Raw genomic sequence first — 23,968 nt, forward strand, 5'->3', positions numbered from 1 at the left:
ATTGCGGATGGGGCGGATGCACAAGCGGCGCCCTACGATGGCCCCATGCCCCTGACCCTGCACCGCCTCCTCGCAGCGCCCGGCCTCGGGCTCCGCGCCCTCACGGACCCGGGCGCCCGCGGCGGCGACGCCGTCCAGTGGGCCGCCGTGACCGAGCTCGAGGACCCCACCCCCTTCCTCGGCGGCGGCGAGGTGCTGCTCACCACGGGCCTGCGCCAACGCACCGCGGCCGCCCAGGAGGCGTTCGTCGACCGCATCGCCGCGGCCGGCGTCCTGGCCCTCGGCTACGGGACCGGGCTGACGCACGCGAAGGTCCCGCCCGGCGTCGTCCGGCGCGCGGCCGGGCACGGCCTGCCGGTGTTCGAGGTCCCGTACGCGACCCCGTTCGTGGCGATCACGCGGATGGTCGCCGAGGCGCTCGCCGCGGACCACGTGGGCCGCGTCGAGCGGCTGCTGCGCGACCACCAGCAGTTCGCCGCGGCCCTCCTCGGCGGCGGCCTCGACGCGCTCCTCGGCGCCCTGGCGGAGCGGATCGGCACCCCGCCCGCCCTCGACCTGCACGGCGCCCGCATCCACGGGCCCGGCCGCGCGCCGGAACCGCCCGGGCCCGGCTGGCTGCCCCTGCCGATCGCGACCGGGCTGCCCGACCGCTGCACGCTCTGGATCCCGGACGACGGGGCCGGCGAGGGGCCGCTCGGCTACGCCCGCTCCCTCATCGGCCTCGAGCTCGCCAACCGGGCGCGGCTGCGCGAGTCGCGGCGCGAGGCCGCCGGGCAGGTCCTCGCGGACCTCGTCCACGCGGGCACGGGGGCGCGCGGGAGCGGGAGCGGGGACGCCGAGCTGCGCCTGCAGTCCGTCGGGGTCGCCGCGGCGGGGCGCCACGCCGTCGTCCTCGTCGAGGCGGCCGAGGCCCGCGCCCTGCGCACCCTGCCGCTGCCACCCGGGCTCGGGCCCGCCGTCGGGGCCCTCATCGACGGCCGGCTCGCCGTGCTCCTGGAAGCCGACGACGCCGGGGCCGCCGCGGCCGCGACCGCCGCCTACCTCGACGGGGCCGGGATCGCCGCGCGGGTCGGATACGGGGGCGGGTACGGGCAGGCGTCGGGCCTGCGCTGGAGCTACTTCGAGGCCGCCGAGGCGCTGCGCCACGGGGAGCGGCTCAACCGACCCTCCCGCTTGTCCCTGACGTCGCTGCTGCTCTCGGCGCGCGACGTCCCGATCCACGACCTCGCCGCGGAGGCCATCGGGCCGCTCGAGCGCTTCGACGCCGAACACGGGGCCGGACTCGTCGAGACCCTCACGGGCTACCTCGAGGCCAACGGCAGCGTCGGCGCCGTCGCCGCGGCGCTCGGACTGCACCGCAACACCGTCCGCTACCGGATCCAGCAGATCGCCGAGCTCAGCGGCTACGACCCGACCCAGACCGCGGACCGCGTGCAGCTCTGGCTCGCCCTGTCCGCCCGGGAGCTCTCGTGAACGCCCCCGCCGGCCTCCTGGGCTTCGCCGGGCCCGCGGTGTTCCCCGGCCTCGCGGCCCTGCCCGACATCGGCGGCCTCGCCTTGTGGCTGGACCTGATCGGGATCTTCGCGTTCGCCGTGTCCGGCTCGCTGCTCGCGGCGCGCAAGGGCTTCGACATCGTCGGCTCGCTCGTGCTCGCCAACCTCGCCGGGCTCGGCGGCGGGGTGGTGCGCGACCTCGTGATCGGCCAGGGCGTGCCGACGTCGTTCACGTCGATCGTGTACCTCGCACCGCCCCTGCTCGCCGCGGCCGCCGTGTACCTGGTCTCCTCGCGGCTGAACCGGATCAACCGCTGGATCCTGCACTTCGACGCGGCCGGACTGGCCCTGTTCTGCATCACCGGCACCGAGAAGGCCCTGGCGGCCGGGCTGCCGCCCGTCTCCGCGGCGCTGCTCGGCGTCGCCACCGCATGCGGCGGCGGACTCCTGCGCGACGTCGCCGCCAACGAGGTCCCGCGGCTGTTCGACCACCGCGACATCTACGCCCTGCCGGCCTTCCTCGGGGCCGGGCTGACCGCCTTGGCGGGCACGCTGGGAGTGCTCACCCTCGGCACGGGGGTGGGCATCGGCGTCGTCGTGTACGCCCTGCGCGCCCTGGCCATGCGCTACCGCTGGCGTGCCCCGCTCGCCGCCCGCGGGTGGGCGCGTCCGGGGAGGTCCCGGGACGGCTAGGATTTGAGGCATGGCTGAGATGTTCCTGGAGAAGTTCCGTTCGCTGGTCCCGCAATACCTCGACGACGCGTGGGTCCCCGAGGACGGCCTCACCGGGGAGGAGCTCGACGAGGCGCTCGACGACGCCGGCGTCGACATCCCGCAGGCGCTGCGCGAGTTCTACCTGGCGCTCGGCGGCTGCGAGGACCTCATGGAGGCCTACTACTACTTCTGGGACCCCGAGGAGCTCGAGGTCGAGGACGGCTACCTCCTGTTCATGGAGGACGAGGACGAGAACTTCGTCTGGGGCATCCGCGAGGACCAGGTCGACGTCCCCGACCCCATCGTCCACCGGCGGCACAACGCGCGCGGGACGTGGAAGAGCGAGGAGGGGACGTTCAGCGAGTACGTGCTGGACATGTTCTCGTGGGTCTTCGAGGAACTCGAGCCCGAACTCGGGGACTGACGCGTGGCCGGGGCGCCGGGCGGGCCGCCGCACCCCGCCGCGGGAGGGTGGCCGAGCCACGCGCCCGCGGCGTACGACTGCCCGTTCTGCGAGCTGCTCGCGGGCGGGATCCGCTCGGCGTCGAACCTCTGCGAGCCCGGGGACCTCGTCTACCGTGACGAGGAGGTCGCCGTCATCATGGCGTGCGACGGCTTCGGGGCCCACGGAGGCCACGCGATGGTGATCCCGGTGGCGCATCTGGAGACGCTCTACGAGCTGCCCGATTCCGTCGCCTCGGCGATCATGCTCGCGACGCGGCGCGTGGCCGTGGCGATGAAGCTGGCCTGGAATCCGGACGGGACCTCGACCCGGCAGCATAACGAGCCGGCCGGCAACCAGCACGTGTGGCACTACCACCAGCACGTCTTCCCGCGCTACCACGGCGACGAGCTCTACCGCCAGTTGCGGCACCGCGTTCCAGTGGAGGTGCGGGCGCGCAAGGCGGACGAGCTCCGAGAGGCCCTCACCCGCATCCCCTCACCCCCAGCGCACTTTTAGCTTCAAACATCTGCCCGGGCGCAGGTCAGGGGCCTTTAGCCCGGGCTAAACCGCGCGGGAACGCCGAAAGGTGCGCGACTTCGCCGCCCCCGCGACCGGCCCCTCACCACCGGCCCCGGACCGGGCCAGACGCCGCCGTCGTCCACAGGCCCGGTGGTTCCGGGAGCCCGGCAGGGCACCACGGGCCACGCTGGACGCATGCTCAAACGCCCCAGCCTCCTGACGGTCCTGGGCGCCCGCGGCGGCGCGTCCCGGATCTCCGAACTCGTCAAGGCCGGGATCGAGCGCGCCGACATCGCGGCCGCCCTCGCCGCCGGCCTGGTCGACAAGCCGCGGCGCGGCGTCGTTGCCCTCCCCGGCATGGACCCGCACCGGATCGCGCTCCTGGCCGGCGACTGCCTACTCGACTGCGTCTCGGCCGCCGCGGACCACGGGCTCTGGGTCCTGCGCGAGCCGGACGTGCCCCACGTCTGGTCGGCCCGCGGACGCTTCCCCGACGGCGTCCGCGGCCATCGCGCGGCCCTGCGCGTCCCGCCGTCGTCCTCCCGCCGCGTCTCCGTGCACGACGCCGTGCTGCACGCCCTGCGCTGCCTGCCGCCGCTCGAGGCGCTCGTCGTCGCGGAGTCGGCCGTCGCGCTGGGCAAGGTGCCCCGGCCGTGGCTGGAGGCCCAGCTCCCGGGGAAACGCAACGGCAGGGCCCGCGGGATCGTCGAACGGATCACGCCCGCCTCGGGGTCGCCGCTGGAGACCGTCGCCCGCGAGGTGCTGCTGGCCGCGGGGTTCCGCGTCGAGGTGCAGGCGTCGGTCGCGGGCGTGGGATACGTCGACCTGCTCGTCGAGGGGCGGGTCATCGTCGAGCTGGACGGCTTCGCCTTCCATGCCCTCGACCGGGCCGCGTTCCGCAACGACCGGCGGCGGAACAACGCGGCGATGGCCTCGGGGCTGCCGACCCTGCGCTTCACCTACGAGGACGTGCTGGACGATCCGGCCGGCCTCGTGGCCGCGGTGCTGGCGTGCCTCCGTGCGGCGCGCTGAACGTTGCCGCGCACCTTTCGGCGTTCCTGCGCACGTTTCGCGCGCCGGGAGCGCCCTGACGTGGGCGCCGGCGATCACGTGAAGCTTAAAGTGCGCTGGGGAGGGGACGACGGCGGGGCCCGGCTAGGCTTCGCGCGTCACCACGGCGTCGGCGAAGGCCGCGAGCGAGGCCTTGACGGGCCCGTCCGGCACGGGATCGAGCGCGGCGCGGGCGGCGTCGGACCACTCGCGGGCGACGGCCCAGGCGCGGTTGGTCACGGGGTGCGCCGCGAGCGCCGCGACCGCCTCCGCGAGCGCCTCGTCCGAGGCGAGGTCGCCGTCGACGAGCTCGAGCACCGCCGCCGCGGAGGCGTCCCCGCGCTCGGCGTCGGCCCGCAGGAGCAACACGGGAAGCGTCGGCACGCCCTCGCGCAGGTCGGTGCCCGGCGTCTTGCCCGAGCGCACCTGCGCGCCGGTGACGTCGATGACGTCGTCGGCCAGCTGGAACGCGACGCCGACCTTCTCGCCGTAGTCCCGCAGGACCTCGCGCAGCTCCGGCGCGCCGCCGAAGAGGGCGCCGAAGACGCCGGCTGTGGCCAGGAGCGAGGCGGTCTTGTCGGCGATGACCTGCAGGTAGTGCTCCACGGGGTCGTTGCCGTCGCGCGGGCCGATGGTCTCCTGCAGCTGGCCCAGGCAGAGCCGCTCGAAGGTGCGCGACTGGATCCGCACGGCCTCCGGGCCCAGCTCGGCCCCGATGATGGAGGCCCGCGCGAAGATCAGGTCCCCGGCGAGGATGGCCACGGAATTGCCCCAGACCTCGTGGGCCGTGGGCGCCCCACGGCGGTAGGGCGCGGAGTCCATGACGTCGTCGTGGTAGAGCGTCGCCAGGTGGGTCAGTTCGCACACGGCGGCGGCCTTGACGACCTCGGGCGTGACGCCGTCGCCGAGGAGGGAGGCGAGGATGACCAAGAGCGGTCGGATCCGCTTGCCGCCGGCCTCGACGAGGTGGCGGCTCGTGGCGTCGATGAGCGGATCGGAGTTCGCGACGGCGTCGCGGAGGAGCTTCTCGACGCGGGCCATGCCCTCGGAGATCGCCGGGCCGAACGCAGGGTCCTCGGCGACGGCGCGGAAGCCGGGCGGCAGCTTGATGCCGGCGGCCAGCGCCGCGGTCTCGAGGTTCAGGTCGACCGACTCCGGCACTCCGTGGCCTGCGGTGGTCCAGTTGCTCTGCGATTCAGTCACGGTGTCGGCTTACTTGTCGTCGGGGGCTCTCGGTGGCCTCGTGGCGCCTTCTGATTGCTGGTGGGAGGGGCCAGGCGTTCCAGTACATGGATCACTCTATCCTCAAACCCGCGGCCGTCTTCGTCCGTCAGATTGGCCAGCATCCGCACCACGAAGCGCATCAGGACGGGCACGCTCATGCCAGTGCGGAGGGCGAGCTTCATGATGGCGGGGTTGCCGATGAGGCGGGCGAAGACGCGTCCGAGCGTGAAGTGGCTCCCCCACTTTCCGCGTACGAGCGCCGCGTAGGAGGCGTAGAGCTCGTCGCGGGCGGCCTGCGTGGTGCCGCGGTTGCCGGAGTGCGCCTCGGCGATGAGCTCGGCGGCGTAGCGCGCGGACTCCATCGCGTAGCTGATGCCTTCGCCGTTGAAGGGCGAGACCATGCCGGCGGCGTCGCCGAGCAGGAGCAGGCCGGGCGAGTAGTGCGGGGTGCGGTTGAAGCCCATGGGCAGGGCGGCGCCGCGGATCTGCCCGACCTGGTTCTCCTCGGTGAAGCCCCATTCGGCGGGCATGCCGGCGGTCCAGTCGCGCAGGACCTGCCGGTAGTCGAGCTTGCCGAATTGCTGGGAGGAGTTCAGGATGCCCAGTCCCACGTTGGACGTTCCGTCGCCGACGCCGAAGACCCAGCCGTAGCCGGGCAGCGGGTTGCCGTTGCGGTCGGGCAGCTCGAGCCAGCCCTCCATCCAGTCGTCCTCGTGGCGCGGGGAGGTGAAGTAGGTGCGGTAGGCGACGCCGAGCGGGCGGTCGTCCCGCTTCTCGTAGCCGAGGCTGAGCGCGGTGCGCGTCGAATTGCCGTCGGCGGCGAGGACGACGTCGGCGTGGAAGTCCCGCGTCTGGCCCGTCTTCCGGCCGCGTTCGTCGAGCACCGCAGCGCGGGCCCCGGTGACCCGTCCGGTGGCGTCGCGGAGGGCCTCGGTGACGGAGTGCCGCTCGAGGAGCGTGGCGCCGCCGGCCTCGGCGTGCCGGGCGAGGGCCTCGTCGAAGCCGTAGCGGGTGCGGATGAGCCCGTAGTCGGGGAAGTCGCCGAGCTCGGGCCACGGCAGTTCGAGCGTGCGGCCACCGGCGACGAGCCGCAGGCCGCGGTTGCGCCGCCACCCGTCGGCGGGCTCGTGGGGCAGGCCGAGGAGCCGCATTTCGCGGACGGCGCGGGGCGTGAGCCCGTCGCCGCAGACCTTTTCCCGGGGGAAGGCGGTCTTCTCGAGGACGGTGACCTCGATCCCGGTCTGGGCGAGGTGGCGTGCGGCGGTGGACCCGGCGGGGCCCGCGCCGACAATCAGGACAGACACGTCAGTCGTTCAACTCCGGTCAGTGGACGCGGCGCGAGGCGTTGCGGCGCAGGTAGGCGGAGGCCTGTTCGCGGCGCTCGGCGTCGGCGCCCGCATCGAGGGGCTTGACGGCGCGGTGCACGGCGACGATGCCTCCGGACAGGTTGCGGTACCGGCACTCGTCCCAGCCGGCCTCGTCGATCCACGCGGCGAGGTGGTCCTGGTCCGGCCAGGCGCGGATGGACTCGGCGAGGTAGACGTAGGCGGCGGGGTTGGAGGCGACCTTGGTCGCGATCGTCGGCAGGGCGCGCATGAGGTACTCGGTGTAGACGGTGCGCCAGGGGGCGAAGGTCGGGTGGGAGAACTCGGCGATCACGAGCGTCCCGCCGGGCTTGGTCACGCGGAGCATCTCGCGCAGGGCCTGCTGCGGGTCGTTGACGTTGCGCAGGCCGAAGCTGATGGTCGCGGCGTCGAACGTCTCGTCCGCGAAGGGCAGGGCGGTCGCGTCCCCGGCGACGAAGTCGATGTCGGGGCGGCGGCGCTTGCCAACCTGCAGCATGCCGAGGGAGAAGTCGCAGGCGACGACGTGCACGCCGGCGTCGGCGTAGGGCTCGGACGAGGTCCCGGTGCCGGCCGCGAGGTCGAGCACCTTCTGTCCGGGCTCGGCCCCGACGGCGTCCACCACGATCCGCCTCCAGCGGCGGGTCTGCCCGACCGACAGGATGTCGTTGACGACGTCGTAGCGTGGCGCGACGTCGTCGAACATGGCTTGGACTTCTTCGGGGCGCTTCTGCAGCGATGCTCGGCTCACGCCTGCCATTGTCTCAAACTCCTGCCCCGACGGGAAAAGCCCCTCCGCCGCGGAGTAGGCTGGTGGCACCATGACGACTGATTTCCCGGGTCCTCCCCTGCCGTCGGCCCTGCCTGCGACGGCGCCGCCGGTCGCCGTCCCGACGTTGCGGAGCCTCACGTTCCGCCGCCCCGCGATGGCCGATCACGGTCTCCTGGACTACGTGGTCCGGGACGATTCCCTGGTCTGGGGCCGCCGCGGTGACGGGATGGTGGGCTTCGGCGAGGCGGCCCGCTTCACGTCCTCCGGGCCGGAGCGCTTCGCGCGGGCCCGCGCCTGGTGGGCGGCCGCCTCCGCCGCCGCCTCCGTCGAGGACGGACTCGGCCTCCCGGGCGCGGGTCCCGTGGCCTTCGCCTCCTTCGCCTTCTCCTTCACGAGCTCGCGCGCCTCGCGGCTCGTGGTTCCCGAGATCGTCGTCGGCCGCCGGGACGATGTGAGCTGGCTGACCCTGACGACGGCGGACGCGGACGCCGAGCTGTCCGTCCAGGCCGCCGAGGAGCGCCTCGCGGTGCTGCTCGACGACGTCTCCGAGGAGCGCGAGTTCTCCTCCGGCGGCGGGCGGCTCGTGCCGGGCCAGGTCTCGGAGGCGGCATACAAGGAGCACGTGGCGGCGGGCGTCGCGGCGATCGCCGCGGGGCGGCTGACCAAGCTCGTCCTGGCCCGTGACGCGGTGGCGGAGCTCGACGCGCCGATCGCCGTGGCCCAGGTGCTGCGCGAGCTGGCGCTGCGCTACGCGGACTGCTGGACGTATTCGGTGGACGGCGTCATCGGGTCGACGCCGGAGATGCTGGTCAAGGTGGAGGGCGACACGGCCCGCGCGCGCGTGCTGGCCGGGACGCTGGACCGGGCGGGCGCGCCGGCGGACCCGGGCTACGCGCTCCGGATGCTGGCCGGGGACGAGAAGCAGCGCCACGAGCACCGGCTCGCGATCGATTCACTGACGGCGCAGCTCGGCCCGCTTGTGGACGGCATGGACGCCCCGGTCGAGCCGTTCGTCCTCCAGCTGCCGAACGTCTGGCACCTGGCTTCCGACGTCGAGGCGCACTTGCGCCGGGACGACGCCGGGGCCTCGCCGTCGGCGCTCGACCTCGCCGAGGTGCTGCATCCGACTGCGGCGGTGTGCGGGACGCCCACGAAGGCCGCGGGGGCGCTGATCCGGGAGCTCGAGGGCATGGACCGCGGCCCCTACGCCGGTCCCGTGGGATGGGTCGACGCGCGCGGCAACGGCGAGTTCGGGATCGCCCTGCGCGGTGGCGTGGTCGAGGACCCGAGGACCGTGCGCCTGTACGCGGGCTGCGGCGTCGTGGAGGCCTCGGACCCGGACGCCGAGCTCGCCGAGTCGTGGGCGAAGATGCGCCCGATGCGGGAGGCCCTCGACCTCTGAGCTCCGCGGCCGGTCCGGACGCGGGCCCGGGCCGTCGTGAAACAGTTGTTTACTATTAGACCACCCCTGTAGCCTGTGACGAACATCTCAAGCGGGTGCTGCGCACCGGCTAGAATTGCCCTGCTGTTACAGCCTTGATCCGTTCCATCCCCACGAAGGACAGACGATTTCCATGCAGATCACTCCCCGCTTCACCCGGGCCCTGGCCGTCGCCGCCATCGCCGGCCTCTCCCTGACGGCTTGCGGCGGAGGCGCCGACGAGCCGGCCGCGACCGGCGAGGGCGGCGTCACGCTCCTGAACGCCGGCAAGCTCACCGTGTGCTCGGACATCCCCTACGAGCCGTTCGAGTTCGTCCGCGCCGGCGAGAACGTCGGCTTCGACATGGACATCATCGCCGAGGTCGCCAAGGACCTCGACGCCGAGCTCGACGTCATCGACGACTCCTTCGAGGGCATCCAGTCCGGCCTCTCGCTGAGCAAGTGCGACCTCTCCATCTCCTCGATCTCGATCACCGAGGAGCGCAAGGCCAACATGGACTTCTCCGATCCCTACATGGACGACGACCTGACCCTCATCGCCAAGGACGGCTCCGGCATCACCGACCTCGAGTCCGCCAAGGGCAAGAAGGTCGGTGTCCAGTCCGCCACGACGGGCGCCAAGCACGCCGCGGACAACGGGCTCGACGCCGTGCAGTTCGAGGACGCGGGCCTGCAGGTCCAGGCCCTCAAGGCCGGGACCGTCGACGCCGTCCTGGGCAACGCCTCCGTCCTGGCCTACCAGATCAAGGACGACGCCCAGTTCCAGCGCGTCGAGGACTTCGCCACGGGCGAGCAGCTCGGCATTTCCATCAAGAAGGGCAACACGGCCCTGCTGGAGTCCGTGAACGCGACCCTGGCGCGCATCACGGACGACGGCACGCTCGAGGAGTTCAGCACCACCTGGTTCGGCGAGACCACCGAGTAGTCCCGACCACCGGCGCCGCCCGGCACCCGCGGGTGCCGGGCGGCGCGACACCTCGGCCCAGGCGGCACCGGCACGGCGCCGGGCGCCGCCGACCTGACCGAAAGGCTCACCCCATGGCCCTGACTACCCGTCAACGCGAGCGCACCAGCAAGGCGGTCCAGCTCGGCGTCTTCGTCGTCGTGATCGCCGTCCTGGCCTTCACGATGAACTGGAGGGTCGTCGGCGAGTCGTTCTTCAACTTCCCCCGCATCGCCCCGATGTTCCCGGACATCTTCGTGATCGGCCTGAAGAACACCATCTTCTACACCGTCATCTCCTTCGCCTTCGGGCTCACGCTGGGCCTGGTCCTGGCGCTCATGAAGATGGCGAGCTTCGCCCCGTACCGCTGGATCGCCACCGCGTACATCGAGTTCTTCCGCGGCGTCCCCGCCCTGCTCGTCTTCATCACCTTCGGCCTCGGCGTCCCCGCCGCCTTCCCGGGCACCAACTGGCCCATCCCCGTCGTCGTCATGGTCTCCCTCGGCCTCGTCGCCGCGGCCTACATCGCGGAGACGCTGCGCGCCGGCCTCCAGGCCGTGCCCAAGGGGCAGTACGAGGCCGCGCGCTCGCTCGGCATGCCGGGGTGGCGGGCCATGGTGACCATCATCATCCCGCAGGCCTTCAAGATCGTCCTGCCGCCCCTGACCAACGAGATCATCCTGGTCACGAAGGACACCTCGCTCATCTACGTCCTGGGCCTGCTCGCGAGCCAGTACGAGCTCACGAAGTTCGGCCGCGACGGGATCGCCAGCCTCGGCGCGGGCATCACGCCGCTCGTCGTCGCGGGCGCGATGTACCTCGTGATCACCATCCCGCTGAGCCTGCTGGCCAGGAAGTTCGAAGCGCGCTCCTCGCGCACCAAGCGATAGGCAGGACCACCATGACCACGACCCACACCCATGCGGCCGGCGTCTCCATCACCGGGCTGCACAAGTCCTACGGTTCCAACGAGGTGCTCAAGGGCATCGACCTCAACGTGGAGCCGGGCGAGGTGGTGTGCCTGATCGGCCCGTCCGGTTCCGGCAAATCCACCCTGCTGCGCTGCGTCAACCTGCTCGAGCAGCCCAACGGAGGCTCCATCCACGTCGGCGGCTTCGAGGCCACGGGCGAGGACGTGGACCTGGATGGCATGCGCCGGAAGGTCGGCATGGTCTTCCAGCAGTTCAACCTCTTCCCCCACCTGACCGTGCTGCAGAACTGCACCGTCTCCCCCGTCAAGGTCCTCAAGCGGCCCAAGGCGGAGGCGGAGGCCACGGCCCGGAAGAACCTGGAGGGCGTCGGCCTCGGCGACTTCGGCGCCCGCTACCCGGACCAGCTCTCCGGCGGACAGCAGCAGCGCGTCGCGATCGCCCGCGCCCTGAGCATGGACCCGCAGCTGATGCTCTTCGACGAGCCGACCTCGGCGCTGGACCCCGAGACCGTGGGCGAGGTGCTGGCCATCATGCGCCGGCTCGCCAAGGAGGGCATGACGATGCTCGTGGTCACCCACGAGATGGCGTTCGCCCGCGAGGTCGCAGACCGCGTGGTGTTCATGGACGGCGGCGTCGTCGTCGAGGAGGGGCCGGCGGCCGAGGTCATCGGCAACCCCCAGCAGCCCCGCACGCAGGACTTCCTCAAGCGCGTCCTGGACCCCACCCACGTGGACATCAGGGAGTAGTCCCGGTCCCAGAATCATCAGCGGAGCCTTCCACTACTTCCGGACGCATCCGGAGCAGTGGCGCGCGCGTCTTCACTGGCTCCGTCTCATGGGGCTCGACAGCGTCGAGAGCTACGTCGCCTGGAACCTGCACGAGCCACGACCAGGGGAGTTCGACTTCACGGGCTTCGGCGACCTCGAGCGCTTCCTCCGCGAGGCACACGAGGAGGGCCTCGGCGTCGTCTTCCGCCCCGGCCCCTACATCTGCGCCGAATGGGACAACGGCGGCCTGCCGTCCTGGCTGACGGGGAAGCCGGGGATCCGGATCCGCACCGCCGATCCCGCCTTCCTCGAGGCGGTCGACGCCTGGTTCGACGAGCTGATCCCGCGGATCCTGCCGCACCTGGCCAGCCGCGGCGGCCCCTTCACGATGGTCCAGGTCGAGAACGAGTACGGCTCGTTCGGCAGCGACGCCCGTTACCTGGAGCATCTGCGCGACGGCCTGCTGGCGAGGGGAGTCGACGTCCCGCTGTTCACCTCCGACGGCCCGGCGGACCACATGCTGACGGGCGGGATGGTCGACGGCGCCGCGGCCACCGTGAACTTCGGTTCGCGCGGCGGATCCGTGAACTTCTACATGGCCCACGGCGGCACCAATTTCGGCACGGGCGCCGGAGCCAACTACGATCCCCCGGCGGCCCTTTCCGGCGGACGCTACGAGCCCACCGTCACCTCCTACGACTACGACGCGGCCCTCGACGAGCGCGGCGCGCCGACTGGGAAGTTCCACGCCTTCCGCGACGTCATCGCGCGCTTCCGGGCGGTCCCCGCGCTCGAGGACTTCGACGAACCGCTCCTGCCGGCCGCCGCCACGGCGCCGGCGGGCGCGCTGGTGCCGCTCGCCGACGTGCTCGACGCCGTGGACTCCGGCACGCTGCGGCCCCGACTGGCCACCGGCCACGCCGCGACCGTGGCCTCCCCCTACCCCCTGGGCTTCGAGGAGCTCGGCCTCGACCACGGGATCGTCCGCTACCGTTCCACCCTGCCCGGGCCGCGGCGCGAGTACGACCTGACGATCGACGGCCTCGCCGACCGCGCCCAGCTGCTCGTCGGCGGCGTCCCCGCCCACGTGTTCGAGCGCAACGACCAGGAGCCGTACCCGCTGGCCGTGCCGGCGGAGGGGCTCGAGATCGAGCTCGTCGTCGAATCGATGGGCCGCGTCAACTACGGCCGCCTGACGGGCGAGCGCAAGGGCATCACGGGCGCCGTCCTGCACGAGCGCCAGGAGGTCCACGGCTGGACGATGACGCCGTTGCCGCTTCCGGAGCTGCCCGATCTGGACGCCGTCCGCGGGTCCGCCGCCCCAGGCCGGGACGTGCCGGCCACCGCCGCCTTCCATTCCTTCCACTTCACGGCGGATTCCCCCGCGGACACCTTCCTCGACACCTGGGGCTGGGGCAAGGGCTACGCGTGGGTCAACGGCTTCTGCCTGGGCCGCTACTGGAACGCCGGGCCGCACGAGACCCTCTACGTCCCCTCCCCCGTGGTCCGGGCCGGTGGGAACGAGGTCGTGCTGCTCGAGCTCGACGCCGCCGGGCCGGCCCCGGCGCTCGTGGAGTCCGCGCGGCTCGGCGCGGTCGAGCCGGCGGGAGCCTAGCCCGCCACTTCGGCCGACCGCGCGGCGAGCGCCGCTTCGGCGGCTGCGCGGGCCGCCTCCGCGAGGCGCTCGTGGAGCGCGGGCAGCCCCGCGCGGTCGATCCGCACATCGAGGATCCGGCGCCGCGGCCCGGCCCCGCCGCGCCCGCGCAGGGCGCGCCCGAGCTCGGCCCGCGTCTGGATCCTCTCGTAGCCGAGCCCGTATGCGGCGGCCAGTCCCTCGATCCGGACGTCGTGCGGGGTCGCGAACAGCCGTTCGACGGCGTCGCCGTAGCGCCCGGAGGCCCCGACCCCGCCGTGCTCGAGCAGCGAGAAGATCGCTCCCCCGGCGTCGTTGAGGACCACGATGTCCAGTTCCGGCTCGGGCTCCCCGCGGCCGATCAGCAGCCCGCCGGCGTCGTGCACGAACGTCACGTCGCCCAGCAGGACGGTGGCCGGGCCGCCCGTGGCGAGCGCGATCCCCGTGGCCGTCGCGAGCATCCCGTCGATCCCGGCGAGGCCGCGGTTGGCGTGGACGCGGGCCCCGGGAGCCGCGGCGGGCGTGCCGAGCAGGTCGGCGTCGCGCACGGGGTTCGAAGAGCCCAGGACGAGCGTTCCCCGCGCGGTCTCCCAGACCCCGCGGGCCAGTTCCGGTCCGCTCAGCGGCGCGTCCTCGAGCACGGCGTCCATCTCGCGCAGCGCGGCCGCGGCGGCCTCCTGCCACAGCCCGAGCCACCCCTCGGCTCCCCGGCCGGCGAAGAGCGCCAGGTCGGCCGGGTCCTCGATGAGGCGCTCGGGACGCCGGCCGGGCTCGAACCAGGCCGCGGGCTCGGGCAGGTAGAGCGCGCTCTGCTGGGCGGAGCCGGCCAGCAGCCGGGCGACGGGGCGGCTGAGCGTCGGGCGCCCGAACACCACGACGCGCTCGATCGCCCCGGCGAGCACGGGCAGCAGCAGGCGGTAGGGGCCGATCGCGTTCGGCCCGAAGCGGGCGTTGGAGCTCGGCTCGGCCAGGAGCGGCAGCCCGTGGCGGCGCGCGAAGGCCTCGGCCTCGGGTCCCGCCCCGTGCCCCGCGACGACGACGGTGCGGCGCTCGGCGAGCGCGGGCGCGCCGCCCCCGTCCGGGTTCCCGCCGGCCGGGTCCGACGCCGGATCCCCCTCCGCGGACACGGCTGCCCCGGGGCGGGGCGCCTGCCCGTGATCCGACGCCGGCTCCCCGCCTCCCGGCCCGGCCCCCACGGGGGGCGGGGCGACGACGGCGGGCGCGGCCCCGGCGTCGTCCTGGCTCCGGGCCGCGCCGGAGCCGGGCGCGAGGCGGTCCCCCGGCCCGGGGACGAGGGGGTCGCGGAAGGCGAGGTTGAGGTGGACGGGGCCGCGCGCGGTCGTGTGCAGCGCGACGCCCGCGGGCTGGAACGCTCCGTCGCCGGCGGCCTGCTCGGCGATGCCGTCCGCGGCGAGCAGCACACGGCGGACCGCGGACTCGGGGGCCTCGCCGGCCTCGAGCGACGCCTCCGCCCGCACGAACGCCGCGAAGAGCCCGGGCTGGATGGTGGTCTGGTTGGCGCCCGTACCGCGCAGCTCCTCCGGGCGGTCCGCCGTGAGGACCACGAGCGGGACCCCGGCGTGGTGGGCCTCCATGACGGCCGGCAGCAGTTCGCCGGCCGCGGTGCCGGACGTCGTGCCGACCGCGGCGGGCCGGCCCGTGGCGAGGGCGAGGCCGAGGGCCGTGAAGGCCGCGTCGCGCTCGTCGATGCGCACGTGGAGCACGAGCCGGCCGGCGGCCTCGGCCTCCGCGGCGGCATAGGCGAGCGGGGCGCTGCGCGAGCCGGGGCTGAGCACGAGGTGCCGCAGGCCGGCGTCGTGCAGCCCGGCCAGGACGCGGCGGGCCGTCTCGATCGACGTCGGGCCCGTGTGCCCGGCGGGGACCGGGTTCTCTGCTGCTGTGCTCATGCCGTCCATCCTAGGCTCGTCCTCCCCGGCGCCCTCCGCGCCCGCCACGCCCCGCCCCTGGCGCAACACCCTCCAGGGAATCGTCGGTCCCAGCGCTGGGAACAGCAGTTCCGTGGGTTGTGTTGCGGTCGGGCGGGGCGGGCGAGTGAGGTGGGGCGGGCGAGTGAGGTGGGGCGGGCGGGTTTGGCGTCAGCTGCGGCCGTTGTCCTTGCCGTTGCCGTGGCCGCGGCCCGTGCGGGAGCGTCCGCGGTCGACGTCCCGGCGCTTCCGCCGGTCCTTCGGCCGGCCCTTGCCCTTCCCGCCGGAATCGCGCGTGCTGAAGACCTGGACCACGGAGGGGCGCGGGGCGTAGGCGTCGCCGCGGCGGACCGCATCCGGGGACTCGGCGAAGTCCGGGAAGAGCGAATACGGCTCGGCGAACGTCCCGCCCTCGCCCGGGTGCTGGACCGCGACGAACACGGAGTCGTCCTGATCGTGGATGACCGGCCCGCACGTCTCCGCGCCGGCCGGCACGGCCAGGAACTGCTCGACCCGTCCGCGCCCGCGTCCCTCGAGGGTGACCTTGTGCAGGGCGTCGCAATAGCCGATCGTCCCGGGCTGTCCGTCGGTCGAGATCCAGAGGTTGCCCTTCGAATCGAAGGCCAGGTTGTCCGGGCAGGAGATCGGCGAGACCTTCCCGCGCGGGTACCCGGAGAAGTACGTCGTCGGGTCCTTGGCCGGGTCGCCGGCCACGAACAGGATGTTCCAGGCGAAGTCGAGCGAGGCGGCGTCGTTGCGCCGCTCGGTCAGCTCGATCACGTGGCCGTCCCGGTTGGCCGTGCGCGGATTGGCCTCGTCCACGGGCGCGTTCGCGCCGACGCCGCGGCCCGTGTTGTTGGTCAGCGCGATGTAGAGCCTGCCGGTCACCGGGTTCGGCTCGACGTCCTCCGGGCGGTCCATCTTGGTCGCCCCGATCTGGTCGGCGGCGAGCCGCGTGTAGACGAGGACCTCCTCCACGCCCATGCCGGGCACCTTGGACCGGCCGTTGACCACGAGCGGAAGCCACCGTCCCGAGCCGTCGAAGGCGCCGTCGGACGGGACGCCGGCCCCGCCGTCGATCTCCGCCGCCGGGGAATCCCCCGTGAAGCGGGCCACGTAGAGGTCGCCCTCGGAGAGCAGCGTCATGTTGTGCCGCTTGTTGCCCGGCTTGTACTTGCCCTTCGAGATGAACTTGTAGACGTAGTCGAAGCGCTCGTCGTCCCCCGAGTACGCCACGACGCGGCCGTCGCGGGCGATCCGGATGTTCGCGCCCTCGTGCTTGAAACGGCCGAGCGCCGTGTGCTTCACGGGCGTCGAGGTGGGATCCTGCGGGTCGATCTCCACGATCCAGCCGAAGCGGTTGACCTCGTTCTCGAAGCCCGGGTTCTGCGCCGAGAAGCGCGGGTCGACGTGCTCCCAGCCGCGCTCGGTGGCACCGGCGGAGATCCCGTAGCGGGCATCGGACGCGCTGCCCGTGCCCTGGAAGTACTGGTTGAAGTTCTCCTCGCCGGACAGCACGGTGCCCCACGGCGTCGTGCCGCCGGCGCAGTTGTTCAGGGTGCCCAGGACGCGGCGCCCGCTCGGGTCGGCCGCGGTGCGCAGCAGTTCCGAGCCCGCGGCGGGTCCGTCGACGCGGAACGGCGTGCTGCCCGTGATGCGGCGGTTGCGCCGGCCCCCGCGCACGTAGGACCACGGGGCGCCCGCCTTCTTCCGCACGACCTCGACCACCGAGAAGCCGTGGGCGGCGATCGCGATGCGCCGGACCTCGTCCGGGTTCGCGGCGGCCCAGTCGGCGTCGAACATGATCTCCTCATTGGTGTACTCGTGGTTGCACACGAGCACGCCGGCGCGGCCGGAGCGGTCCGCGAGGATGTTCAGGTAGTCGTTGTTGTAGCCGAACTGTCCGGCCTGCGCGGCGGCGGACTGGCGGTTGACGTCGAAGTCCGGGGTGCGCTTGAAGAGCGGATCGCCCCAGCGGATCACGGGGGCCCAGTCGTAGCCCTTCGGCACGGTCACGGTGTCGACGGTCCGCTCGACCGGCGCGATGGCCGTGAAGCCGAGCCTTCCCCGGCCCTGGCCGAAGCCCCCGAAGTCCGCGGCGGCCTCCGGGGCGGACGCCAGCTCGGTCCCGATGACGACGGCGGACGCGGCCACCGCGCCGGCGCCCAGGAGGGCACGGCGGGACAGGGCGACGTCGACGACGTCCCGGAAGTAGCTGTTTCCGCTGGTGTTGCAGACGTCCTTCGCGCAGGCGTTGCCGCACTTGAAGTGGCAGGTCGCCGCGGAACGGTTGCCCCGCGTGTGGCCGGACATCGGTAGGAGCTTCAGGTCGCTTGGCATGGTGTCCTCCTGGTTGGTGGTTTCCCCCGGGGGCCACACTGCCAGCGGCGTCGAACGGCTCAGTGCCCTGGCGGTGAACTCCCGGGGGCCGCTTCCTTCACCAACAATTCATGGCAGCGGCGTAACCTGTTCAGCCACCACGCGGTGCGCCCGGCGGGGGCGGCATGGCGCTCCAGGAGCTCCGGGTCCGCATCGACGGTGCGCAGGTCGAGGACGCCGCCGCGCGCCGTGTAGGGTTCGGCGGCGACGTCGGCCGCGAACAGCGAGACGGTCCCGAGCCCGCACGCGTACGGCAGCGTGGGCAGGGCGGCGGCGAGGGCCGCGCCGGCCCGCGTGCCCACGGAGGTGTCGAGCGCCGAGGAGACGACGGCGGGCAGCCCCGCCTGTTCCACGACGGCGAGCGCCCGCCGGATCCCGCCGAGCGGGGGCACCTTGACGACGATCAGGTCCGCGGCGCCGGCCCGGGCCACCGCGAGCGGATCCGCCTCCTTCCGCACGGACTCGTCGGCCGCGATGCCCACGTCGAGGCCGCGGCGCGCCATCTCCTCCCGCAGCCGCGCGAGCCCGTCGATCCCGGCGACGGGCTGCTCCGCGTACTGCAGGCCGTAGGGGGCGAGCGCCTCGAGCGCGGCGAGCGCCTCCTCGTGGCTCCAGGCCGCGTTCGCGTCGATCCGCAGGGCCGCGCCCGGCAGGAGCCGGCGCACCTCGGCGACGCGTCCGACGTCGTCCTGCAGGGACTGGCCCGCCTCGGCGACCTTGACCTTGACCGTGTGCGCCGCGTCGAAGGAGGAGAGGACGCGTTCGACGCCGGGCACGGCCACCGCGGGCACGGTCGCGTTGACGGGGACCTCCGTCCGCACGGGGGCCGGGAAGCCCTCCCATCCGGCCTCGAGGGCCGCCGCGAGCCACGCGGCCGCCTCGGCGTGGCCGTATTCGGTGAACGGGGAGAACTCCGCCCAGCCCGCGGGTCCGTCGAGGAGCACGGCCTCGCGGACCTCGACGCCGCGGAAGCGCACCCGCAGGGGCAGGGCCACGACGTGGGCGCGGGCCAGGACGTCCTCGAGCGGGGGGATCGGTGCCATGGGCTTCACTGTAGCCCGCCGTTCCAGCGCTTCCACAGCCTCGTGTGGGACGCTGGTGGCGATGAAAACGCAGAGGATGCCGCGCGTGGGCGGCCGCGGAACGCCGGTGCTGAGGCCCATCTGGTGGATTCTGGGAATGCTGGCCGTCGCCGGGGTTTTTAGCGCCGCCTACTGGGGGTTCGTCCTCACGGCCACGGGACAGCGGGCCGACGAGCTCGCCCTGCGCGGGGCGGCCTACCTCGACGCCGACCTGGCCCGCCGCCCGGCGCTGGCCCTGCTCGGCGACCTCCCGGCCGCCGCCGCGATCCTGCTCGCCGTCGCCGTGCTCGCCGCGGCGATCGCCCGCCGCGACCTCGTGGTCCCGGCGATCGCCCTGGCCGGTTTCGGGGCCGCGGTAGCCAGCACGCAGCTGCTCAAGCACGTGGTCCTGGAGCGCCCGGACAAGAACATCTCCGAGGCGTCCATGAACTCCTTCCCCTCCGGGCACACGACGTTCGCCGCCGCGGCCATGGTCGCCGTCTTCCTGCTGTGCTCCCCGCGGTGGCGCCCGCTCGCCGCCGTGTTCGGCGGCTTCTACGCGGCCGCGGCCGGCGGTGCGACGTTCGTCCTGGGCTGGCACCGCCCCGCCGACATCCTCGCCGCCTACCTCGTCGCCGCCTTCTGGGGGCTGCTGGCCGGACTCGTGATCGTGCTCCGCGAACCGGGCTGGAACACGTGGAACGGTCCGGGGAGCCACTGGGCCGCCGCACGGGCCTGGACCACGCTCCTCTGGGTGCCGGGCGTGCTCGGGATCGCCGGCGCCATCGTCGTCTACTGGCGCGTCTCCGCCGCGCTCGCGCCCGGCAGCGAGGGAAGCCTCCTGGGCCACCTCCTGGCCGGCGTCCTGTTCATCGTGGGCGCCGCGTCGTTCCTGTTCGCCCTCGGATCGGCGTTCTTCTCCTGGCAGACCTCGGCGCGGCGCTAGCGGCCGCGCCGCATGGACGCGGACGGGAACGACGCCGGGGCCCCGCCTACCGCCGTCGGGCCGCCGCGGGCGGGGGCGTGCGCGGGATGAAGTAGCCGAACAGCCCCGCTCCCACGAAGGACAGCGCCGCGACCGCCCACACCCCGGCCGCGAGCGAGGCGAGCCCCGTCACCACGGACAGCACGACGGGCCCCGCCATGACCCCGATGTCCGCGAGCAGGCGCCACAGGCCCAGGAACTGCGGGCGGCCCGCGGCCGGGGAGTGGTCCGCGCCGAGCGTCATGACGATCCCCGAGCCGATCCCGTTGCCGAAGCCGAGCAGCATCGCCACGAGCAGCAGCGACGCCGTTCCCGCCGTGAACGGCAGGAGGGTCAGCGCGACGCCCATGACCGCCAGGCACGGAACGGCCACCCAGACGCGCCCCTTGACGTCCATGACCTTCCCCGCCGGGTAGAACACGAGCATGTCGACGGCGCCGGAGAGGCCGTAGACGAGGGCCGTCGTGGCCGGATCCAGGCCCAGCTGCTCCGCCCACAGCGGGATCACCGCCTGGCGGGTGGCCCGCACCGCGGCGATCACGACCACGCCGAGCCCCAGCGTGCACAGGGTCCTGGCATGGCCGGCTGCGATCGAGCGGATCGTCGGCCGCGCCGGCACTTCCGCCGGGCGGCCCTCGCCGCTCCCGTCCCCCTGCCACTCCCCCGCGCCGGTGGCGGCCGCCGCGGAGGGGGCCACGGCGTCGTACCCGCTGCCCGGCAGCTCCGGGACCCGCACCGACGCCGCCGCGGCGAGCGCCATCGCCGCGAGGCCCACCCAGTAGGCGCCCGGCAGGCCGAGCCACGTCATGGCGGCAGCGCCGGCGAACGGGCCGATGAACACGCCGATGCGCATCGTGCCGCCGAGCATCGACATGGCGCGGGCGCGGTGGCTGACCGGGACGGCCTCGGCGAGGTAGCTCTGCCGGGCCAGGTTGAAGACGGAACCGGCCATGCCGATCATGAGGATGCCCGCCGCGAAGAGCGCCAGCCCGGGCGCCGCGGAGCCGTCCGACGCCGGGGCCCCGCCCGCGCCGGCGACGCCGCCTCCCAGCGCCGGCGCCACGAGCGCCGCCGCCATCCCGAGCGCCGCCCACGCGGCCGCTCCGATCATCGCCGCGCGCTCCCCGAAACGGGCCGTGACGAGGGCCGCCGGGACGTTGGTCATCAGCGAGCCGATGCCGATGAGCGTGATCACGAGCGCCGCGGTCGCGACCGAGGCCCCCAGCCCGCGCGCCGAGAGCGCGACGACCGGCAGGACCGAGCCCATGCCCACCGCGTACAGCAGCGACGGCGCGTAGACCGTCGGGCCGAGCCTCGCGAGGCTGAATCCGCCCTCCGTCACGCCGCCGGGCCCCGCGGGCCGTGCCGCCGGCTCACCGCTGGATGCTGTGGGTGCGGGACGGCCCCGTGTCCTTCATGCGCAGGATCAGGTGTCGCGACTGGATCGGGCCGTACGGCAGCACCGGGATGGCCTTCGTGTAGTCGGTGGAGGACTCGTGGATGGCCGTCGAGCACGTCTTGATGGCCTGGCGCAGCTTGTGGAACTGGGTCCGCACGAAGTCCGGGTCGACGACGTCGCCGTGGCCCGGGACGATGACGGTATAGAGCTCGTCGATCGCGATGATCTTGCCCAGGACCTTCTGCCACTCGTACGGATAGGAGTCCTCGAACGAGGGATGGGCGCCCTCCTCCACGAGGTCGCCGGCGTAGAGGACCTTGCCCGAGCCGACCAGCAGGTCGCCGGAGGTGTGGCCGCGGCCCAGGTGGAAGAGCGTGACCGTGTGGCCGCCGAGGTCGAGGTCCACCGGGGCCTCCTCGACGAGGCGGTCCGGGACGTGCAGCCCCGTGTGCTCTCCCTCGCCCGCAGCCATGGCCGGATCGGCCGCCCGGACCAGGACACGCTGGCGTTCACCGTCGTCCCGCATGGACGCCGCCGCCGCCGCATGCGCCCAGAACTCCTCGACGCCGTGGGCGGCGAAATACGCGTTGCCGTAGAAGTGGTCCGCGTGGGCGTGCGTGTTCACGACCGTCAGCGGCAGCTCGGTGACCTCGCGGACGGCGTCGAGGATGCGCGCGGCCTCCAGCGGCCCGGAGCCGGTGTCGACGAGGACGGCCCGCTCGTCGCCGAGGACCAGCCCGACGTTCATGGCGAAGCCGGGCAGCCGCATCACGTAGCTGCGGTCCCCGACGCGGCGCCACGAGTCCGCGCCCGCCCCGCCGGGCCCTGCCGCGGAGTCCGCGTCCGTCGTCGTCCGGTCCGCGGAAGCCGCTCCGCGGGCGTCGTTGCCGTTCTGCTGCGTCATGGCCTGCCTTTCACGCCGGGGACGCCCGCGGGCGTCCACACTCCTGGCTCCAGCTTACTGATGCGCGGCGGCGTGCGGCCACGGGGCACCGCGGCCGGGGCCTCGGGCGCCGGCCGGGGGGCCGGGCCCCTCAGACGACCTTGATCTCGCCGTAGGGGACGTGCTCGTCGACGAGCGCCTGGGCGTGGTGCGAGCCGAGCCCGCGGACCAGGACCCCGAACTCGTGTTCGTGGACGGATTCCACGAACGCCGGGCGCAGGGCGTGCGCTGTGTGCTCGTCGAGGCTCGCCAGGTACTGCTCGTAGGCGGCGGGTAGTGGTTCCATGGCCCAAGGGTAGGTCCGCACCGCACCCGGCACACTGTGGGGATCCCACAACCGGGGGCCGCCCGCTTTGGCCCCCGCCGCCGCCCCTCTCACCCCTCCCAGCGCACCTTTAACGCCTCCTGCGCACCTTTGGCCGGCCCGGAGGCCCCTGACAAGGGACGCAGGGATTACTTGAAGCAAAAAGTGCGCAGGGGGGTGGGGGTTAGAGCTCCGCGAGCAGGCCTGCCGGGTTCTCGATCGCGTCGGCCACGAAGCGCAGGAAGCCTCCCGCGGTGCCGCCGTCACACACCCGGTGGTCGAACGTGAGCGTCAGCTCGGTGACCTTGCGGACCGCGAGCTGCCCGTCCACGACCCACGGCTTGTCGATGATCCGCCCGACGCCGAGGATCGCGGCCTCGGGGTAGTTGATGATCGCCGCGGAGCCGTCGACCCCGAACACGCCGTAGTTGTTGAGGGTAAACGTGCCGGAGGTGAGGTCCTGCGGGCTCGCCTTGCCGTCCCGGGCCAGGGCCGTGAGCCGCTTGAGCTCGGCGTCGATCCCCCGGGCGCTCAAGGTGTGCGCGTCGCGGATGGACGGGACCATCAGCCCGCGGTCGGTCTGCGCCGCGAAGCCCAGGTTCACGCCGTCGAAGGAGACGATCTCCTGGCTGCCGTCCGCCGCCGTCTCGACGCGCGTATTGAGCTCGGGGTGCCGGGCAAGCCCGGCGAGCGCGAAGCGGGCGATGAACGCGAGCAGCCCGGGCGTGCCGTGCGGGTCGGCCTTCTTCAGCCCGGCCCGCAGGCGCAGCAGCTCGGTCGCGTCGACGTCGACCCAGACGGTCGCCTCGGGGATCTCGGCGCGCGAACGCGTCATGGCGGCGGCGATCGTCTTGCGCACGCCCTTGACGGGGGTGCGGGCGGCGATGCCGAGGCCGGACTTCGCGTCCCGTTCGGCGCCGGAGGGTACGACGCCGGAGCCCAGCCGCGCGCCCGGCCCCGCCGGGGTGCCGCTGGAGAGGGCGCCGGAAGGGACCGCGCCGGCCGCCGGTGCGGCCGGGGAGCCTGCGGGGGCGCCGGGCGCCGCGGCACCGTCGAGGGCCGCCTGGACGTCGGCACGCAGGATCAGCCCGTCGGGCCCGGAACCGGCGAGCGAGCCGAGGTCGACCCCGTGCTCGCGGGCCAGGCGGCGCACGAGCGGGTTCACGACGAGCGGCGCGCGCCGGGCCGGTCCGGCCACCGGAGCGGCCGGCACCGCGGGGGCAGCGGGGCCCACCGATGCGCCGGGCCGCGCCTTGGGCCGGCGCTTGCGGGCGCTGGACCCGGAGCCGCCGGGGGTTCCGTAGCCGATCAGCACGTTGCCGGAGCCGGACTCGGCGGGCTCCTCGACGGGAACGGCGGGCGGCTGGGCGCCGGCACGTTCCTCCTCGCGGTAGGACTGCGCGGTCTCGGCCGGGGCCGAGCCGTTGCCGGACGGGGCGCCGCCGGTGGCGCCGGAGCCGTCCTCGACCGAGATGAGCGGCTTGCCCACGTCCATGGTGTCGCCCGCGGCGCCGAAGAGCTCGTGGACGGTCCCGGCGAAGGGGCTGGGCACCTCGACCATCGACTTGGCGGTCTCCACCTCGGCGATCGGCTGGTCCACGGCCACGGTGTCGCCGACGGCCACGAGCCAGTTCACGAGCTCGGCCTCGGTCAGGCCCTCGCCCAGGTCGGGCAGCAGGAAGGTCTTCACGGCCAT

Annotated in this window: 21 protein-coding genes; 11 read left to right on the forward strand and 10 right to left on the reverse strand. The window is 73.7% G+C overall.

Annotation, left to right across the window (positions count from 1 at the left end):
- The first annotated feature begins 45 nt into the window (after positions 1–45).
- The 5 genes from AC0QR5_RS08815 to AC0QR5_RS08835 all read left to right on the forward strand — a co-directional run bounded on the left by AC0QR5_RS08815 (position 46) and on the right by AC0QR5_RS08835 (position 4,203).
- Entirely contained in the window at positions 46–1,473 is a 1,428-nt protein-coding gene (locus tag AC0QR5_RS08815; RefSeq protein WP_329861541.1) for a PucR family transcriptional regulator, read from the forward strand.
- Between the two features lie 59 nt (positions 1,474–1,532).
- Complete coding sequence (locus tag AC0QR5_RS08820) at positions 1,533–2,186, forward strand: trimeric intracellular cation channel family protein (RefSeq protein WP_329861551.1); 654 nt, start codon at positions 1,533–1,535, stop codon at positions 2,184–2,186.
- Positions 2,187–2,196: 10 nt separating this feature from the next.
- Positions 2,197–2,631, forward strand: coding sequence for an SMI1/KNR4 family protein (locus AC0QR5_RS08825; RefSeq protein ID WP_329861542.1), 435 nt, complete (start codon positions 2,197–2,199; stop codon positions 2,629–2,631).
- A gap of 3 nt (positions 2,632–2,634) precedes the next feature.
- On the forward strand, positions 2,635–3,168 hold the full coding sequence (locus AC0QR5_RS08830; RefSeq protein WP_329861543.1) for an HIT family protein: 534 nt from the start codon (positions 2,635–2,637) through the stop codon (positions 3,166–3,168).
- Positions 3,169–3,366: 198 nt separating this feature from the next.
- Positions 3,367–4,203, forward strand: a complete 837-nt coding sequence (locus tag AC0QR5_RS08835; RefSeq protein WP_329861544.1) for an endonuclease domain-containing protein — start codon at positions 3,367–3,369, stop codon at positions 4,201–4,203.
- Positions 4,204–4,326: 123 nt separating this feature from the next.
- Here the strand turns inward: AC0QR5_RS08835 and AC0QR5_RS08840 are convergent, their stop codons facing one another.
- From AC0QR5_RS08840 to AC0QR5_RS08850, 3 genes are read right to left on the reverse strand one after another with little or no spacing between them, the layout of a single operon-like run.
- Positions 4,327–5,424, reverse strand: coding sequence for a polyprenyl synthetase family protein (locus tag AC0QR5_RS08840; protein ID WP_329861545.1), 1,098 nt, complete (start codon positions 5,422–5,424; stop codon positions 4,327–4,329).
- Positions 5,421–6,749: a geranylgeranyl reductase family protein gene (locus AC0QR5_RS08845; RefSeq protein WP_329861547.1), complete on the reverse strand. Its 1,329-nt coding sequence runs from the start codon at positions 6,747–6,749 to the stop codon at positions 5,421–5,423. The genes AC0QR5_RS08840 and AC0QR5_RS08845 overlap by 4 nt, the downstream gene beginning before the upstream one ends.
- Positions 6,750–6,768: 19 nt before the next feature.
- Entirely contained in the window at positions 6,769–7,539 is a 771-nt protein-coding gene (locus AC0QR5_RS08850; protein ID WP_329861548.1) for a demethylmenaquinone methyltransferase, read from the reverse strand.
- Positions 7,540–7,609: 70 nt separating this feature from the next.
- On the opposite strand from AC0QR5_RS08850, the gene AC0QR5_RS08855 reads away from it, so the two are divergent.
- From AC0QR5_RS08855 to AC0QR5_RS08875, 5 genes are all read left to right on the forward strand, one after another.
- Positions 7,610–8,962, forward strand: coding sequence for an isochorismate synthase (locus AC0QR5_RS08855; protein ID WP_329861549.1), 1,353 nt, complete (start codon positions 7,610–7,612; stop codon positions 8,960–8,962).
- A 172-nt stretch (positions 8,963–9,134) separates the two neighbouring features.
- Positions 9,135–9,926 carry an ABC transporter substrate-binding protein gene (locus AC0QR5_RS08860; protein ID WP_329861550.1) on the forward strand — a complete coding sequence of 264 codons (792 nt, stop codon included), beginning with the start codon at positions 9,135–9,137 and terminating at the stop codon, positions 9,924–9,926.
- A gap of 113 nt (positions 9,927–10,039) precedes the next feature.
- Positions 10,040–10,834: an amino acid ABC transporter permease gene (locus AC0QR5_RS08865; RefSeq protein WP_329861552.1), complete on the forward strand. Its 795-nt coding sequence runs from the start codon at positions 10,040–10,042 to the stop codon at positions 10,832–10,834.
- An 11-nt stretch (positions 10,835–10,845) separates the two neighbouring features.
- Positions 10,846–11,622 (forward strand): amino acid ABC transporter ATP-binding protein, encoded by a 777-nt coding sequence (locus AC0QR5_RS08870; RefSeq protein ID WP_329861554.1) that lies wholly within the window; start codon positions 10,846–10,848, stop codon positions 11,620–11,622.
- A gap of 13 nt (positions 11,623–11,635) precedes the next feature.
- Positions 11,636–13,258, forward strand: coding sequence for a beta-galactosidase (locus AC0QR5_RS08875; RefSeq protein ID WP_329861593.1), 1,623 nt, complete (start codon positions 11,636–11,638; stop codon positions 13,256–13,258).
- Here AC0QR5_RS08875 and menD read toward each other — a convergent pair.
- The 3 genes from menD to AC0QR5_RS08890 all read right to left on the reverse strand — a co-directional run bounded on the left by menD (position 13,255) and on the right by AC0QR5_RS08890 (position 18,623).
- Positions 13,255–15,192: a 2-succinyl-5-enolpyruvyl-6-hydroxy-3-cyclohexene-1-carboxylic-acid synthase gene (menD, locus tag AC0QR5_RS08880; protein WP_475372458.1), complete on the reverse strand. Its 1,938-nt coding sequence runs from the start codon at positions 15,190–15,192 to the stop codon at positions 13,255–13,257. The two genes, AC0QR5_RS08875 and menD, sit on opposite strands and share 4 nt — an antisense overlap.
- 180 nt (positions 15,193–15,372) lie before the next feature.
- Positions 15,373–17,541, reverse strand: coding sequence for a PhoX family protein (locus tag AC0QR5_RS08885; protein ID WP_329861556.1), 2,169 nt, complete (start codon positions 17,539–17,541; stop codon positions 15,373–15,375).
- Positions 17,542–17,600: 59 nt separating this feature from the next.
- Positions 17,601–18,623 carry an o-succinylbenzoate synthase gene (locus AC0QR5_RS08890; RefSeq protein ID WP_329861558.1) on the reverse strand — a complete coding sequence of 341 codons (1,023 nt, stop codon included), beginning with the start codon at positions 18,621–18,623 and terminating at the stop codon, positions 17,601–17,603.
- A 61-nt stretch (positions 18,624–18,684) separates the two neighbouring features.
- Between AC0QR5_RS08890 and AC0QR5_RS08895 the strand changes: the two genes are divergently transcribed.
- On the forward strand, positions 18,685–19,587 hold the full coding sequence (locus AC0QR5_RS08895) for a phosphatase PAP2 family protein (protein WP_329861559.1): 903 nt from the start codon (positions 18,685–18,687) through the stop codon (positions 19,585–19,587).
- A gap of 46 nt (positions 19,588–19,633) precedes the next feature.
- Here the strand turns inward: AC0QR5_RS08895 and AC0QR5_RS08900 are convergent, their stop codons facing one another.
- The 4 genes from AC0QR5_RS08900 to AC0QR5_RS08915 form a co-directional block, all read right to left on the reverse strand.
- On the reverse strand, positions 19,634–20,968 hold the full coding sequence (locus AC0QR5_RS08900; protein ID WP_329861560.1) for an MFS transporter: 1,335 nt from the start codon (positions 20,966–20,968) through the stop codon (positions 19,634–19,636).
- Between the two features lie 31 nt (positions 20,969–20,999).
- Positions 21,000–21,929 (reverse strand): MBL fold metallo-hydrolase, encoded by a 930-nt coding sequence (locus tag AC0QR5_RS08905; protein ID WP_329861561.1) that lies wholly within the window; start codon positions 21,927–21,929, stop codon positions 21,000–21,002.
- A gap of 130 nt (positions 21,930–22,059) precedes the next feature.
- Positions 22,060–22,254, reverse strand: a complete 195-nt coding sequence (locus tag AC0QR5_RS08910; protein ID WP_329861563.1) for a hypothetical protein — start codon at positions 22,252–22,254, stop codon at positions 22,060–22,062.
- Positions 22,255–22,456: 202 nt separating this feature from the next.
- Complete coding sequence (locus AC0QR5_RS08915; protein WP_329861565.1) at positions 22,457–23,968, reverse strand: dihydrolipoamide acetyltransferase family protein; 1,512 nt, start codon at positions 23,966–23,968, stop codon at positions 22,457–22,459.

The organism is Arthrobacter sp. J156 (assembly GCF_056172865.1).